This is a genomic window from Pseudophaeobacter sp. TrK17 (genome assembly GCF_042192375.1).
Classification (GTDB): Bacteria; Pseudomonadota; Alphaproteobacteria; order Rhodobacterales; family Rhodobacteraceae; genus Pseudophaeobacter.
Map to the genome: position 1 here is coordinate 3,665,580 of NZ_CP071700.1, position 15,030 is coordinate 3,680,609.

Genomic DNA, 15,030 nt, shown 5'->3' on the forward strand with positions numbered 1-15,030 from the left:
CAGGTCAAAGACCTGCACGCCAAGATTGGGGAGTTGGCCGTCGCCAACGATTTTTGGCCAGAAAGCTCAAACCTTGGACCGGCAAGTGAGGCGCAAGATGATTGAGCCGAACCTAAAAGGTCTGTCAGTCAGCAAGCAATGTTCGCTGCTGTCGATCTCGCGGTCTTCGTTCTACTATGAGCCGAAGGGCGAAAGTGAGATGAACCTCGATCTGATGCGCCTGATCGACAAGCAGTTCCTGGAAACGCCGTTTTACGGCGTGCGTCAGATGACATGGCACCTACGCAATGACGACCACCTCGTCAATAAGAAGCGGATCAGACGCCTGATGCGGCTGATGGGCCTCATGCCGATCTATCAGAAGCCCAACACCAGCAAGGCAGCGAAGGGTCACAAGATTTACCCTTATCTGTTGCGCGGCTTGCGCGTGGATCGGCCCAACCAAGTTTGCTGCGCCGACATCACCTACCTGCCGATGCGGCGTGGGTTTTTATATTTGGTCGCCATCATGGACTGGCACACGCGCAAGGTGCTGGCGTGGCGTATCTCAAACACGCTGGAAGCCGAGTTCTGTGTTGATGCCTTGAATGAAGCGATCCACAAGTTCGGCCCACCCGAGATCATGAATACGGATCAGGGCAGCCAGTTCACGTCATTTGCTTGGACCGACCGCCTGCGTCGATCCGGCATCCGCATCTCAATGGACGGCAAAGGCCGGTTCCTCGACAATATCTTTGTCGAACGGTAATCCCCCCTAAAAATAGTGGTGTTCCAAAGTAGAATTTTCTCGGCAAGATATCTGAGGAGATTTATGATGAAGAATGGACGATTTAGCGACGCGCAAATCATGGCAGTGTTGAAGCAGGCGGAGGGCGGTGTGCCGGTCTCTGAGCTTTGCCGCGAGCACGGAATGAGCAGCGCGAGTTTTTACAAATGGCGGGCCAAGTTTGGCGGCATGGACGCGTCCTTGATTTCCGAGATGAAGGATATGGCGGAAGAGAACCGTCGTCTGAAGCGCATGTATGCCGAGATGAGCATGCAAAACGACCTGCTGAAAGAAGCGCTTGGAAAAAAGCGTTAAGGCCGTCTCATCGGCGAGAGATGGCCATGAATGCAGTTGCGCAATATGGGGTCAGCATAGCTCTGGCCTGCCGTGCGTTCGAGATCAGCGAGACCTGCTATAGATACAGCCCTGTGCTGAGCGATGACAACGAAGAGATCGCAGATTGGCTTGAACGCTTGACGGCTAACAAGCGGACCTGGGGCTTCGGCCTGTGCTTTTTGTATCTGCGCAACGTGCAGGGCTATGGCTGGAACCATAAACGTGTCTACCGGGTCTACTGTGAGCTGGCGTTGAACCTGCGTATCAAGCCGAAGAAACGCTTGAAGCGGGACAAGCCGGAACCACTGGCTGTGCCTGAAAGACCAAATGAAACTTGGTCCATGGACTTCATGGCGGATCAGCTGGCGGATGGCCGGTCGATCAGGGCATTAAACGTCTTGGATGACTTCAATCGCGAAGGACTGGCTATTGAGGTCGACTTCTCGCTGCCTGCTGAACGTGTCGTGCGTGCGCTGAACCAGATCATTGAGTGGCGCGGAAAGCCCCAAGCTATTCGTGTGGACAACGGCCCAGAATACGTCAGCGGGAAGCTCATGGAATGGGCTGAGAAACGCAATGTGCGGCTCGAATATATCCAGCCCGGTAAGCCCCAACAGAATGCCTATATCGAGCGCTACAACCGCACCGTTCGTGGCGAATGGCTGGGGCAATACATCTTCGAAACCATCGAGGAGGCACAGGACCAGGCAACACAATGGCTCTGGACTTACAACAACGAGCGACCCAACATGGGCATCGGCGGCATGACACCCGCCATGAAACTGAAAACGGCTGCGTGAATTCTACGGCTGGACCCAATTAAAAATGGGGGGATTACCCCCGTGACTGAAGCGAATACAGAATGGTTTTATATCATAGGCGGCGAACGTCTGGGGCCGGTCACTTTCTCTGACCTGAAGGCACGCTATGAAAACGGTGAGCTGACCGAAAAGACACTCGTCTGGACCAAGAGTTATGCCGACGACTGGAAGAGGATCGCAGAGGTTCCTGGGATGAGGGAAGCAAGCGAACCGCCGCTGGTGCCGACAGGCGAGATACAGAACCACTGGCTGTACATGCTGATCCTGGTTCCGCTGGTGATGTCATTTGTCGAAGCCATTTTGATGAGGACCGGCACGGACACGTTCAACACAGGTGGCATGCCTGGGCTTTCGTTCCTGCTGTTCTTCTTTGCCAACACGATCTGCGCTCTGTTCGACCAGAACGCGGTGGAGCGAAGTGGCCGCAAGGATGCGGCAGACGGCCTGTTGGTTTGGATTCTGCTGCTTGTTCCCGCCTACATTTTCTTGCGCTCAAAGCGAACAGGCTTGGGCAGTGGGCCGCTGTTTGCGTGGATTGGCATGCTGGTGCTGGGTGGATTCATTTCGGTGGCATGGCCCGGAAGCGGCTACACGATGTCGGGTCTGCCGAAGTGCGACAGCCGAGCATCCATGAGCATGATCGAAGATCTTTACCCCAACATACCGATCAACTTTGCCAATGCCGAGGTGGTCAAGATTACGGACATCAAAGAGGTCAAATACTCCGAGGCGCTTGGCCAGCGGGAGTGCAGCGCCACGGTTCAAAACACCAGCGGCACAGCCACACCGATTGCCCTGACGATCTCCGAGACGAACAATCAGTTCTACTTTCAGGTTCGATTTTCAAACTTTTAGACGCTTGCAAAAACTCAATATTTCCAACCCAAAAGGCTCTTATAAGATGAAACGGTTTTTCAAACTCACTGCCGCCACAGCAGCATTGTTGATAACGCAGGCATGCATTCCAACATCTGTCAAACTGACGAACGCCGATGGTCACGATATGCTTGTAATGTACTATCCTGGCGGCACCTCACTACCAGATCTGGTGATGATCAACGGCACATACTATTTCGGAAAAGCACAGTACCAACTGGACGACCCATTGGCTGATTGTCAAGGGCGGCGCAAAATTGGTCCATTAGGGCGGCGTAAAAGTAGGCCAGTTTGGATTGAGCCGTTTGTTTGATTTTAGAGGCGCCCGGGGACCTGCGGCTCCTCACATAGCAAGCGGGTTCCCGGGCGCATTGCCCCGTGAGGGGCAATTCCTGATCAGTTGTTCTGGGTTGTTTTTCGGCTCTGTGCGAGGCGGTAGCTTTCACCGTTCATCTCGAGAATGGAGACATGATGGGTGAGCCGATCAAGAAGTGCGCCGGTGAGACGTTCTGATCCGAGCGTTTCAGTCCATTCCTCGAAGGGGAGGTTGCTGGTGATCAATGTCGAGGCGCGTTCGTATCTCTGCGAGATCAGTTCGAAGAGGAGTTCTGCGCCGGTTTTGCTCAATGGCACGAAGCCTAATTCATCAATGATCAGCAGCTTGGGTGCCAGCATCTGCTTTTGCAGGCGCAGGAGCCGTTTCTCGTCACTGGCCTCAATCAGCTCATGGACAAGAGCCGCCGCGGTGGTGAAGCGAACCGGTATCCCTTTCTGACAAGCGGCCAGTCCAAGGCCAAGAGCGACATGCGTTTTGCCCGTGCCACTTGGCCCCAGAGCGATCACGTTCTCGCGCCGCTCGATCCATCCGCAACGGGCGAGGTCCAACACCCTGGCTTTGTTCAGGGCGGGGATTGCCTGGAAGTCGAAACTGTCCAGACTTTTGGGCGCCGGGAACTTCGCCGCCTTGACCCGTCGCTCCACCATACGCCGCTCCCGATCGATGAGTTCCAATTCGATCAATCTGTGGAGGAACTGGATGTGATCCTTCCCCTCGGCGGCGCACTGTCGCGCCTGCTTCTCGTATTCGCGCAATACGGTGGGCAGTTTGAGCTTCTTGAGGTGATGGGCCAGCAGAAGGTCCGGGACTTCCGTCATGCGGCTCCCTCCGACAGGAGCGCCATGTAACTCGCGGCTTTTGTCGTCTGAACCGCAGTCCGGGGAAGATAGGGGTAGAGGGACAGATCGAGCCGAGCGGGGCGGCGCTCCACTTGGCACAGGACCAGATGCTTGATCGCATCAAAGGCGATCGCCCGCTTTTGCAACGCCACCCGCACCGCCGCGCACAAAGTCGGCAGATCAAAGCTTTCCAGGAGCCGAAGCACCTGAATGAACTCTCGGCGCCCTTGGCGGGCATGTCTCGCTTCCATTAGGCGACGCAGGGTTTGCAGCTCGTCGGGCATCTCCCAATCGACCAAAGGGGCGGCTTGGTCCAAGGCCCCGGGCTTCGTCTCCAGAAGGGCAAAGTAATGCACAGGGTCGAAGATCATTTGTTCGCGCTCGTAGCAGCGGGCGTGACGGGCGATGACCCCACCACCACAGCCGATTTCGACCACATCCACAAACGCACGGATCGTCACCTCCCGTAAGCCATAGGTGCTGGGAACCGAGTAATCATTGGATTTGTAGCGCACCAGAGATTGGGAGCTGACCCGGCCCGTTGCCTTGTGGCAGGCTTGGTAAGGCATTGCAGGGAGTGGCGACATGGCAGCCAGATCCCGCTTCAGCCGTTCCCCGATCGTCTCCCGGTGCCCATGCAAGACAGCCGACTGCCGTGTCAGACATTGTTCTTCGAGCCAGACATTGAAGCTGTCCAGATCAGGGAATTCCGGCAGCGGCACCATCAGGTTGCGCCGGGACCAGCCCACCAGACCTTCGACATTGCCTTTATCGTTCCCCTTGCCCGGGCGGCCGTAGCGATCATCAAAAAGGTAGTGTGACAACATCTCCGTGAACATCTGCGTCCGCCGACGCCGCCCTCCGGCTTCGATCTTCGCAACAAGGCAGCTGTCATTGTCATAGACCACCGAGAGCGGCACGCGCCCGAAGAACTCAAAGGCGTGAACATGCCCGTCCATCCAGGCTTCTGTTGTCGCCGCATGATAGGCCCGCACATAGCATGCATCGCTGTAGGGCAGGTCAAAGGCAAAAAAGTGGATCTTCTGTTCCACGCCCCCCAGGATGACAACGGCCTCACCGAAATCGGCCTGCCCGTGACCCGGAGGATGGGCGAGTGGAATGAACATCTCCCGCGCTTTTTGACGATGCCCCCGAACATAGTCCTTCACGGTCGTATAACCGCCGGTAAAGCCTTCTTCCTCACGGAGCCGTTCAAAGATCCGCTTCGCCGTATGGCGTTGCTTCTTCGGACGGTTCTGATCCTCCAGAAGCCATTGGTCAATTGTATCGGTGAAGGCTTCCAACTTCGGGCGCCGAACTTTCTGGCTCCGGCGGTAACCAGGGGGAGACGAATACGCGCACATCTTGTCGACCGTTCCACGGGCAAGGCCAAAATCACGGGCGATCGAACGTTTGCTGCGCCCCTCATCGAAATGCGCGCGGCGCACGGCTAAATATACTTCCACGGTGAAAATCCTCCGGCCCTCCCTGCAAAGACAGTGAGAGCAAAAGTGGACGACTTTTGCGCCGCCCGCCCCGGCAAAATACCGGCGCTACCGTGGCCTAATTTGCAACCGCCCTATACACCTCAAAGGTTTTCAGGCAATGGGGAGCTTGCTTGTTGTAGTCTGACCAAATCGCCCGCACGGTGTTGAACTGATCGACGCTGTCCCATGCTTGAGTTGAGAAGGCGAGGTGGTCATAGGATTGCTTGCCTGAGCTTGGCACCTTCACGTCGCCAGCACTATGAGGTCGCCGCTTCCAGTCAAACTCCATCGACAACCGTTTGCTCATCGTCTTGTCAACGAAGTCCATTCCCTGCTCGTACATCTCGCGAATGCCCGCCCCGAGTTTGACGACCATTGTGTCCGTCGGCTTGCGGTCAAAGAACAGACGAAGGATTTCATCGTTCTGTTCCTTCTTGGAAAGCATCGCATCCAGCTTGATCCCGCCTTTGGCCAGAACGACCTTCTCGTCCTCTTTGGGCGTCATGCCTGTTCCCTCCCAATCTGCAGACTGGGAGGGCTGCAACGTGGCCTGCCCACGGGTTCGCCACCCCACAGGCTGGCGGATGACATGTTTGATCTCGTAGATACCCCACTCACCTGCAAGCCTGCGCCGGGAATCCAGATACCTTCGCCCCAAGGGGCCAAAAGCAGCTGCTTGCATCTGTTCGTCTGTTGCTGTCGTCAGAAAGCCATCCGTCGTCACGCTGAAGATCTGCACCTCAGGGGGAAGCGCATTCATGATCTCGCCAAGCACACCCCGACAAAAGGCCGTAATGAAGGCGGCATAGACTGGGTTGGTAATCTTGCTGGGCTGAAGAGGTTTTGTCTCAGCGTCCCGCAAATCATATATCCGACGCTCCCTCAGCCCTTGGGCAGTTTTGCCATAGGTCGAGTTGACGAGCTCCTTCCAAAACAGATTGTCCAAAGACTTCTTGGGATATTTGGAGCGTTCCGCAATGCAGTTGCGGGCAAAGCCAGAGAAGGGGCGTTTGGCCGGGGAATACTCTTCTGTCCTGCTGATGATCCTATCGGAATCGATCTGCCGCCCTTCGACCAAACGGATTTTACACCCAAGCCGCTTGGCCAGAAGGATCTCACTGATATGGGTGGTGCTGTTGCCTTTCCTCGGAAACAGCAGCCCATTCTCCGTCCGCACTGGCAGAACGGGATATCGGACGTCATCAGGGAACTCAAAATCTACATTGGCGTAGGCCAGATCATCAGGCTCAAAACGGGTCAGAAGCTCCTCAGTGCTTTTGATGGCCCTGATCGTATCCCAATGAGGGTGGCCAATGATCGCCATGCCGGATGGATAGGCACTGGACAGATCATAGTCATACCAAACCCCTTCGGGTGCTGGACCAAACCAAAACTGTTCATTGCGCCCGCCATGATAGCACTCGGTGAAGAAGTCCTCGTTCCAGTGCATCCTTTTGGTGGAAACGATCCTCTTGCGGGTCTGGAAGCGTTCCTTTTTCTTGCTCCAGTATTTATCGACCACTTTTTCCTTGGCCACGACTGCCAGAGGACCAAGACCTTGGGATTCCCAGAACTCTTGGATCAGGTCGACGCCGATGGAGGTCAATGTCACAGGCAGCTTGAACCTGCCTGTTCTCTCAAAATACATACGGATGATTCTGGTGGTGTACTGATCGCAGATCTCGGCATCACGGATGGCGTATTCACGAAACAGGTCCCAATCCGTCGCCAACACTTCTGCCATGTTCTGCTTGAGGCGCAGCTCTTCATCAGGGTCGTCGGACAGCTTCAGTTTCTCGAACCCAAGAATATCACCCAACCTAGCAAGGCTCTTGGCTCCTGCTGGGGCCAGGGCAATCGTGTCCCTGATCTTCACGCCAAGCCGAATAGGTTTGAGCCCCTTACCGCGGCTCAGATTGACCGTGATGTCTTTTTCAACATTCATGAAGAGGCCCCGAATATTCTCGAGGTTCATTGCCGACCGGCTGGCTTCGTCCTTAAAGTCGCTGAACCCCGGCACATCCGCGCGGGTGAAGTGGGCCACCAAATAGATATCGACAGGCATCTTCTGATCTGGAAGCGCCTTAAACCCGGCTGTCAGAGCATCCTCGACAAACTCTGCTAGCGTCAGGCGGTCGTCATCATCCGTTCCTTCCGGCAGAACGATACCCGACCAATGCGGCTCAAAATCTGCATTCTCTTGTGAGATGATACGGCAGCTGTACTGGTATGAGAGAACTTGGTTCCTCAGCTCAATCTTGCCCTCGGCATTTGTGATGACTTCACGCTGATATTCAGTGTCAAAGCCAATGATCAGATATCGAGGGTACTTGGTCTTGGGACTGTTGCGACGACCAAACTGATCTGGACGAAACTGAGGCTTGATGGTCATGCGGTTTCCAGATCTATTGAAAGTACGAAGGGCTGCTATGGATCATCCAATGAGCCTAACCTTGCGCCAGAACACAAAAATAGTAAATTCCACGCGCTCACACCCATACGGCACTTTTACTATTTTTTTCCATTCGCCATGATCACTAGAGCTCGCTACCGACCTCGGGGGATAATCTGCCCCTAAACACAGTTTCTGTGGGACATTCTCCCAAATCCGCCAGACCCCCAAAAAGTCCCAACCGTCAGCCCATAAATAACCACACACACACAGAAACATACATCGATACCCACCGACACACACAGCCATATTAAACACAGCTCGAAGCTCTCTTCGTATCAGGAACGCGATACAGAAAACCACATAGACAGCCCGAAGCGTCATGCAATCAGAAGGCAATCTCCGCCGGATGGTGCCGAACCGAAATCAGTAGGTCAGCAGACATGACGTCATCGAATAGTAGGGTCAGGGGACAGCGAAAGCCGGGGGAAAGATGAAAGCCCCCATGAGAGAGACAGAGCAAATGAATTGTCATCACGAGACGGGGGAGTGCCGTCGCCGAGCTAGCCGAATTGCCATCTACAGGGCGCTAGTACATCGGTCCGCTGTGTAAGCAGCACGTAGGCTGAGACAGGATAACCGCCAGCCGAGCTATTAAAGCAATCGTGTGTAGATGGTTTGTCAGACCCCAGGGTCTCACATGCTCCTCCTTTTCGGATAGGAGAAGTATGTCCAAAATCCAAAACACTTAAATATCCCAATCAGATACCAACGCAGTTCTTGATCACGAAGGGATCAAGAAATTGACCAAAGATTGGCATATGGCTTCACTTCGTGAAGTGCTTCGCAAGTGCCTTAGAATATTATGGTTGGTTGGTTTGGGCGGGCTGAGTATGGGGTTCGGCCTTTGGCCAAACTGGTTCCCAGCCCTTCCATTTGTCTCATTTACCAAAGCGGCTGCGGATGGTGGTGGCGGCTTCCATCAGCACATCATCCAGCTTGCCCTCATCTGTCAGCGCCTTCAGCTTTTGGAGGTTCTTGGCGATGTCGGCCATATCCACACATTTGATCGCATTCAGGCCCGGGGACAGCTCAAGCGGTGTTCTCCCATAGCGGGGCGAGATGAACCAAACCCCATCATCGGATTTCCAAGCCCATGTGCTGGTGATCGTGCTGGTGCCATCGTCGGGCACACCGGCCAACTGCTTATCGACAGCAGCGATGAACTTCTGACGACGTTGGGCAAATGGCTGGATCGCTTTCGGCTTCTCTGCCGCTTCTAGTTTGAACTGTTTCTCAAGTGCCATTGGGGTCTCCTTTGTTACCCCTATGGCGTCCTTTGGGTCATGCAGAGAAGGCAACACGCTTTTGATGGGTATGCACTGGAAAACCGAAGAGTAGACATTCAACCACTCTAAAGCCATAGTCAGCTAGGCGGACAAAGGGTGAATTCGCTGCACCTGCACCAATGGCAGCTAATTGCGGCGCATCGCTCCTATAGCGAAAAGCACTGAGGGCGGGAAGCCGCCTGCGGTGCTCAGTGTCGAAGACGTATCTGCTTTTCTGCCGGTCGCCGCTGGTTCGGGGCCCAGATTTCGCCCGGCGCTCTGCATTTCCTATGACGCGGGTCAGTAGAAGTCTCGCTAAGCCTGCTGATCAAGAATACCTGATATATCACCGTCCAGAACAGGTCGGAGAAAATGTCTATCGTACCGCAGGATGCAGTTGGTTCTTACGGCAAAATCCTATGCCGCATTACAGTCTGAATCGGCTGCGCTTTCTGTCCGATAGGTTTCGTAAGCAGCCAGAGACGGGAATGAAAATGCCGCATAGGCCAGGTCATTCGGCCCTTCGTGTGGCAGGAAGTATCCATGATGTGTGCCACCAAATCGCTCTACAAGAGGTATCCATGCTTTTGCATAAGCCTCAAAGTTTTCGATTTTGGCAGGGTCAATCTTGTAGGTCACGTGACAGGTTATCATGATTTCTCCAATCTGATTATTGTGCTGTTGTCCGTCGTCAGGGATTTAGACCCATTGGTTTTGATCTCAGTCAGTCTGGGAACGCCGCGTGTGTGGAGACTTGCTCCAGGCCCGACGCCCATGACGGCTGCTCCGAAGTGAATATTCTGATCCGCTCGGCCACGTTAGCCTGCTCGCTCAGAGATCCGGCCGGAACGATCATCTTTGTTCCGTCACCACTGGCCCAGGGAACGCCGGACCCACAGACTCTGCAGAACGACTTGGAGATATCCCGCCCCGGCACCTGGTAATTGGCAATATCGTCGGCGCCTCCGAGCCACTCAAACCCGTCGATGCTCACGAACAGGTTAGATGCGAACGCCGACCCGGTGATCTGACGGCACTGCTCACAGCTGCACAGAAACAGTTTTTCAAACGCGTTAGCTACCTCGTAGGAGATGGCTCCACACAGGCATCTGCCTTTGATTTTCTTCATCGTCGCTATCCTTTGCTGTTTGGCTCAACAAGTCTGCTTATGCGCCGCAAGTGCACTTCAGCCTGCGCAATCATTCGGCGCAGCGCGTCTTGAGCGGGTTCGATTGCTCGAACGAGATCAGCGGCTTCTCCAACAATCACCGGGGCGATGCCTGTGTCATCCACATTCCGAGCGGCTTCAAAACGGGCTTGCTCCTCAGCAAGGTTTTGCTTGAGGCCGCCAATGTTCTCGCTCCATTGATGGGTGAAGTCATTTCGCATCGTGCGTAAATTCCAGTCGGATGGCCAATCAAGTCCGCGTGCGATGTCGAAGACGGAACTGCGCTCGGTGTTATCGCCGCTGCCATGAAGGATTGCTTGTTTTGCATTGTCGCTGGCGAGGGATTCGTCGCTGGCGAAGAAGCCTGTTCCACACAACACACCCGAGGCCCCAAGGGCCAGAGCTGCAGCTAAACCACGGCCATCAGCAATGCCGCCTGCCGCTATGACCGGTATGTCCTTTGCGATATCGACCACCGCCGGAACGAAAGGCAATGTGGCTCTGGTACCGCCGTGTCCGCCCGCCTCGGTGCCCTGCGCCACGATGGCATCGACGCCAGTGTCCACAGCTTCGCGCGCTTGCCCCAGTGTCTGGACTTGAACGACTAGTTTGGTCTCCGCGTCCCAGATTTTGGAAAGAAACGGTTGAAAATCACCAAATGAGAGCATCAGCGCGGCGGGCGCACGGTCGAGGACAAGATCGAGCAGCTGCGGCTGACGCGCCAGAGACCACGTGATAAAACCCACCCCAATCCGCGTATCGCCCGCAGCGTCGAACTCGCGGGCGAGCCAATCGGCGTCACCGTAGCCACCACCGATCAGACCCAAACCGCCAGCGCGGCTGACTGCGGCGGCAAGTGCGCCGCCGCTGACACCCGCCATCGGTGCCAGAAGAACAGGATGTTCGATGCCGAACAGATCACAGATAGGGGTGTGAAGGGGCATTTGGGTCAGCTCGCCGCTTTGCGTCTGTACTGTTCGACCGGCAGGCCACCAACCCCCCAAGAGCTATGCTTGAATTTGGGTGACGCGCGTCATCAGGCGGCGCGGTTTTTGGCGTCATTCTTCACTTCGACGCCGTCGTTGAATTTGATTCCTTCGATGACTTTTGGCAACTGATTTCTGCCTTTGAGGCGCAGCCATGTTTTCGATGCGGACTGGATGAGGGTGAAGACCATCAGTTTTGCGGTCTTTTGCGAGAGTGCGCCTTTGGTGCGCACCGTTCTATGCCGCACCGTTGCGAAGACGCTCTCGATGGGATTCGAGGTGCGCAGATGGCCCCAATGCTCGGCCGGGAAGTCGAAGAATGCCAGCATCGCGTCCTTGTCCTTGATCAGACAGGCCACACCTTTTTCGTATTTCACGCCATATTTGTCTTTGAAAGTATCCAAGGCAAATATTGCGGCAGCACGGGTGTCGGCGTGCTGAATGTTGTCCAGATCCGACTTCACGCCGGGTCCCATTTGCTTGGGAAAATAGTTCAGCACATTTTTCACCTTATGTACCCAGCATCTCTGGTGTTTTGTGCTTGGAAACGCCTTATCCAGCGCGTTCCAGAAGCCCATGGCCCCATCGCCAACCGCGATCTCGGGCGCGACGGACAGTCCGCGCTTCTTGATGTCAGTCAGCAACTCGTGCCAGCTCTGCGTGCTCTCTCGAAGGCCGACCTGAAAGCCGAGCAGTTCCTTCTTACCCTCCGGTGTCGCGCCAATGATCACCAACATACACTCGGCATTTTCTTCCATCCGCGCCTGAAGATAGACACCATCCGCCCAGATGTAGACGTAGTGACGAGCCGATAGATCTCGCTGCGCCCAGCTGTCATAATCTGTCTGCCAACCCGCTGTCAGGCGGGCCAGTACGCTGGGCGACAGGTTGGGTGCATCAGCCCCTAAAATGGCTGACAGCGCCTCCTGGAAATCGCCGGTTGAGATACCTTTCAGGTAAAGCACCGGCAAAAGCGCATCCAGACTGACCGAGCGGCGCGCCCATTTGGGCAATATGTTCGACGTGAAGCGGACTTTTGAGGCTGCATCAGGGGTCGCCTTCCGGTCGCGCACCTTCGGTCGCTGCACATCCAGTGCGCCAATCCCCGTCTGGATCTGACGTTCTGGTCCAAATCCATGCCGCACAATCCGTTGGCGGCCATCCTCCAGTCGGTCATCGGCGAAACTGGCGACAAAAGCATCAGCTTCGGCTTTCAATGCCTCCGCCAGCATGCGCCGCGCCCCTTCCCGCGCAAGCTCGGTCAATGGATCTGTGATCGAATCCGATTGGCGAAATGGCAGAATGTCTGTATCGTTCTTCATGGCGTATTGCTCCTTGTGAGGTTCTGGCTGGCTTTTACACCGCCACAATACGCCGCCCTTCAAATCACGCCATCACCCAAACTCCCGCATAGCTCACCCCCCAATCCTCAAGCTCAACTTCGTCAATGACGACGAAAGTTGTCGCCGGAGACTTGTCAAGAACCCGGACCAGCAAGTCGGTAACCCCGCTGATCAATTCGGCCTTCTGATCAGCGGTGACGCCCTCTCGGGTCACTTTGATGTTTACATAGGGCATATCGGTTCCTTTCAGATCTCGCGTTCAGTGATTTGGAAAATCTTGGCCATGATCCGCCACATGCCATCGGTTCGCACAAGGGTTAGAAAGTCGATGAAATCCTTTGTGCCGATGGAACATCGTACGCGAGCAAAGGCGGTATTCTCGCCCGCGAACTCTATGGACTCGATCACGTCACGCCGGGGTTCATCGCGCGATGCTGGGGATACGCGCTTCGCTACCACTGGGAAATATTCATCCATCGTGCGATAGAGCAGCGGCGTTTCGTCCGCCGTTGCGTAGATGGCCTTTGGGTGAAACGCTATTCCCAGCTTTTCAATGTCGGCGTGATAGAGACCATCGAAATAGGTCTCCAGCACGCCGGTTACTGCGGCAAACTCCTTCATGCCACTTGGCCCTGTTCGATGAGTCCTTCTGCGACCATTGCTTTGATCGAGGCGGGGCGCGCGGCGATACGTGCCACATAAGCTTGGGTTTTTGGATGCGCATCAAGGCTCACCCCGACAAAACCAGCCCAATTGAGCACCACGAATGCATAGGCATCCGCAACGGTATACGTGTCACCGAGAAGAAAGGTACGACCGTCTGCAAGGATTCGCTCAACATGCGCGGCGCGACGTCCGACACGAGCCTCGGCCTTCTGCCGTGCTTCATCATCAAGTTCGGTGCCCGAGAAAAACGGACCGAAGGATTTATGCAATTCTGACGATACGAAGTTGAGGACTTCCTGAAGCCGAATGCGCGCCAGCGTACCGTTTGGCGGCGCAAGCCCGGCATCGGGTGACTGATCGGCCAGATACTGCAGCACGGCAGGATTTTCCGTGATGATCTCACCTTCGTCGGTGACCAGAGCCGGAACATAGCCGTTCGGGCTGATTTTGCGGAAATCGCCGCCCGCTTCGGTCTTGCCCGCATCGGTGTCTGTCTTGTCGAGATCGAATGAAACCCCGAGTTCGTTCAAGACGATATGGGATGCCAATGAGCACGCGCCGGGTTTGTAATGAAGTTTCATAGGAGATTCCCTTTCTGAGAATTTTTCTGATGTCTTAGGGAACGCTACCAATGAAGATGCCTAATTAATAATATTGAAATTTCAGCATGACGATCTAAAATACTAATCATCTGAAACGGATTGGCTGACTGCGTGATGACCTATGAACAATTGATCGTGCTGCATGCCATCGTCACCGAAGGGACCTTTCGAGGCGCGGCAGAGCGGCTGAACAAATCCCAATCTGCCATCAGTCACATGCTCAAAAAACTTGAGACCGAGATCGACATCATTTTGTTATCGCGTGAAGCGTATAGACCGAGCCTGACCCCAGCAGGAGAGGTGTTTTACCGACAAGCAACACGCGTCATGCAGCAGATGAAAGAGCTAAACATCGTTGCGAAAAATCTGAACGCCAAGCAGGAGCCAGAAGTCTTTTTGGCCGTGACCGCCACATTCCCATTGAAGCCAGTTCTCGAAGTCATCGGCACCATCAAAGATGAATACCCAGCCACTCATATACGCTTGTCACGCGATAGCATGGGTGGGCCAATCGAACGGTTGCTACGAAATGACGCCGACATCATCATTGCAACTATGGATGGCGTTCCCGTTGAGCAGGTAGAGGCGTTGTCCTTTGCACAGGTAACAATTGTGCCGGTGGCCCATCCAGATTTCGAACCCGCGCGTAGTTCGCACATGAAAACGATCAGCGAGATGCAAAGCTATACACAAGTGGTCGTTGCCGACAGCGGTAGTGGCGAGTTTGCTCAGAGCAGGGATCTGCTTCCAGGCGGTCTTCGCTGGACCGTTTCGGACTTTGCAGCAAAGAAGGAGGTTTTATTGGCAAAGCTTGGGTGGGGCGGTATTCCCACGCACATGATTGAAGACGAATTGGCCCAGGGTAAATTGATAGCCCTCAACGTTGAAGGCTATCAAAAACGCCAATCGCACCTGTTTCAAATGCGCAAGCGCGACAAGGACGTTGGCATCGTTGCGCAATCAATCTGGGAGCAACTATCAAAGGTCGCATAGCAGATGCCTTGTGGTATCGGAAAAAGAGCTGATGTCAGATTCTGATCTTCATTTTTTGCCGACTTCTGGCGAATGGCAGTTTCGCGCACT

The 15,030-nt window shown here is 54.8% G+C and carries 14 protein-coding genes and 2 pseudogenes; 5 read left to right on the forward strand and 11 right to left on the reverse strand.

What is annotated here, in order from left to right; all coding sequences use genetic code 11:
• Positions 1–3: 3 nt before the first annotated feature.
• The 4 genes and pseudogenes from JZI28_RS17400 to JZI28_RS17415 form a co-directional block, all read left to right on the forward strand.
• A pseudogene (locus JZI28_RS17400) lies at positions 4–745 on the forward strand (IS3 family transposase); the annotation flags it as partial.
• 69 nt (positions 746–814) lie between these two features.
• Positions 815–1,902 (forward strand): IS3 family transposase gene (locus tag JZI28_RS17405; RefSeq protein WP_375697739.1). Its coding sequence is split into 2 segments (ribosomal slippage): positions 815–1,076 and positions 1,076–1,902, totalling 1,089 coding nucleotides; the frame shifts between segments, so codons are not numbered across the junction.
• Between the two features lie 42 nt (positions 1,903–1,944).
• Positions 1,945–2,778 (forward strand): DUF4339 domain-containing protein, encoded by an 834-nt coding sequence (locus tag JZI28_RS17410; protein ID WP_375698410.1) that lies wholly within the window; start codon positions 1,945–1,947, stop codon positions 2,776–2,778.
• 46 nt (positions 2,779–2,824) lie between these two features.
• Complete coding sequence (locus JZI28_RS17415) at positions 2,825–3,112, forward strand: hypothetical protein (RefSeq protein ID WP_375698411.1); 288 nt, start codon at positions 2,825–2,827, stop codon at positions 3,110–3,112.
• 83 nt (positions 3,113–3,195) lie between these two features.
• On the opposite strand, the gene istB is transcribed toward JZI28_RS17415, so the two are convergent.
• The 11 genes and pseudogenes from istB to JZI28_RS17470 all read right to left on the reverse strand — a co-directional run bounded on the left by istB (position 3,196) and on the right by JZI28_RS17470 (position 13,926).
• Positions 3,196–3,954: an IS21-like element helper ATPase IstB gene (gene istB, locus JZI28_RS17420; RefSeq protein ID WP_274841184.1), complete on the reverse strand. Its 759-nt coding sequence runs from the start codon at positions 3,952–3,954 to the stop codon at positions 3,196–3,198.
• On the reverse strand, positions 3,951–5,450 hold the full coding sequence (gene istA, locus JZI28_RS17425; RefSeq protein WP_375700067.1) for an IS21 family transposase: 1,500 nt from the start codon (positions 5,448–5,450) through the stop codon (positions 3,951–3,953). Before istA ends, istB begins: the two co-directional genes overlap by 4 nt.
• Positions 5,451–5,538: 88 nt before the next feature.
• Positions 5,539–7,854, reverse strand: a complete 2,316-nt coding sequence (locus JZI28_RS17430; protein ID WP_375698412.1) for a DNA polymerase — start codon at positions 7,852–7,854, stop codon at positions 5,539–5,541.
• A 941-nt stretch (positions 7,855–8,795) separates the two neighbouring features.
• Positions 8,796–9,161, reverse strand: coding sequence for a hypothetical protein (locus JZI28_RS17435; RefSeq protein WP_375698413.1), 366 nt, complete (start codon positions 9,159–9,161; stop codon positions 8,796–8,798).
• A 438-nt stretch (positions 9,162–9,599) separates the two neighbouring features.
• A complete protein-coding gene (locus JZI28_RS17440; protein ID WP_375698414.1) occupies positions 9,600–9,821 on the reverse strand; it encodes an NIPSNAP family protein in 222 nt (73 codons plus the stop codon).
• An 85-nt stretch (positions 9,822–9,906) separates the two neighbouring features.
• The gene (locus tag JZI28_RS17445; RefSeq protein WP_375698415.1) at positions 9,907–10,311 is read right to left on the reverse strand and encodes a GFA family protein; all 405 of its coding nucleotides are present in this window, start codon (positions 10,309–10,311) and stop codon (positions 9,907–9,909) included.
• 5 nt (positions 10,312–10,316) lie between these two features.
• A complete protein-coding gene (locus JZI28_RS17450) occupies positions 10,317–11,294 on the reverse strand; it encodes an NAD(P)H-dependent flavin oxidoreductase (protein WP_375698416.1) in 978 nt (325 codons plus the stop codon).
• A 92-nt stretch (positions 11,295–11,386) separates the two neighbouring features.
• Positions 11,387–12,699: pseudogene (locus JZI28_RS17455) on the reverse strand (IS256 family transposase); the annotation flags it as partial.
• A 23-nt stretch (positions 12,700–12,722) separates the two neighbouring features.
• Positions 12,723–12,914: a 4-oxalocrotonate tautomerase family protein gene (locus tag JZI28_RS17460; protein WP_375698417.1), complete on the reverse strand. Its 192-nt coding sequence runs from the start codon at positions 12,912–12,914 to the stop codon at positions 12,723–12,725.
• An 11-nt stretch (positions 12,915–12,925) separates the two neighbouring features.
• Complete coding sequence (locus JZI28_RS17465) at positions 12,926–13,300, reverse strand: nuclear transport factor 2 family protein (protein ID WP_375698418.1); 375 nt, start codon at positions 13,298–13,300, stop codon at positions 12,926–12,928.
• Positions 13,297–13,926, reverse strand: a complete 630-nt coding sequence (locus tag JZI28_RS17470) for a glutathione binding-like protein (RefSeq protein WP_375698419.1) — start codon at positions 13,924–13,926, stop codon at positions 13,297–13,299. Before JZI28_RS17470 ends, JZI28_RS17465 begins: the two co-directional genes overlap by 4 nt.
• A gap of 135 nt (positions 13,927–14,061) precedes the next feature.
• Here JZI28_RS17470 and JZI28_RS17475 point away from each other — a divergent pair, with 135 nt between their 5' ends.
• Positions 14,062–14,940, forward strand: a complete 879-nt coding sequence (locus tag JZI28_RS17475) for a LysR family transcriptional regulator (RefSeq protein ID WP_375698420.1) — start codon at positions 14,062–14,064, stop codon at positions 14,938–14,940.
• Positions 14,941–15,030: the final 90 nt, after the last annotated feature.

What these genes read in the sequence shown, in the direction of transcription:
- JZI28_RS17415 (WP_375698411.1), top strand. Translation starts at nt 2,825, where the DNA reads ATGAAACGGTTTTTCAAACTCACTGCCGCCACAGCAGCATTGTTGATA.
- JZI28_RS17465 (WP_375698418.1), bottom strand. Translation starts at nt 13,300, where the DNA reads ATGAAGGAGTTTGCCGCAGTAACCGGCGTGCTGGAGACCTATTTCGAT.
- JZI28_RS17475 (WP_375698420.1), top strand. Translation starts at nt 14,062, where the DNA reads ATGACCTATGAACAATTGATCGTGCTGCATGCCATCGTCACCGAAGGG.
- JZI28_RS17430 (WP_375698412.1), bottom strand. Translation starts at nt 7,854, where the DNA reads ATGACCATCAAGCCTCAGTTTCGTCCAGATCAGTTTGGTCGTCGCAAC.
- JZI28_RS17470 (WP_375698419.1), bottom strand. Translation starts at nt 13,926, where the DNA reads ATGAAACTTCATTACAAACCCGGCGCGTGCTCATTGGCATCCCATATC.
- JZI28_RS17450 (WP_375698416.1), bottom strand. Translation starts at nt 11,294, where the DNA reads ATGCCCCTTCACACCCCTATCTGTGATCTGTTCGGCATCGAACATCCT.
- JZI28_RS17445 (WP_375698415.1), bottom strand. Translation starts at nt 10,311, where the DNA reads ATGAAGAAAATCAAAGGCAGATGCCTGTGTGGAGCCATCTCCTACGAG.
- JZI28_RS17460 (WP_375698417.1), bottom strand. Translation starts at nt 12,914, where the DNA reads ATGCCCTATGTAAACATCAAAGTGACCCGAGAGGGCGTCACCGCTGAT.
- istB (WP_274841184.1), bottom strand. Translation starts at nt 3,954, where the DNA reads ATGACGGAAGTCCCGGACCTTCTGCTGGCCCATCACCTCAAGAAGCTC.
- JZI28_RS17435 (WP_375698413.1), bottom strand. Translation starts at nt 9,161, where the DNA reads ATGGCACTTGAGAAACAGTTCAAACTAGAAGCGGCAGAGAAGCCGAAA.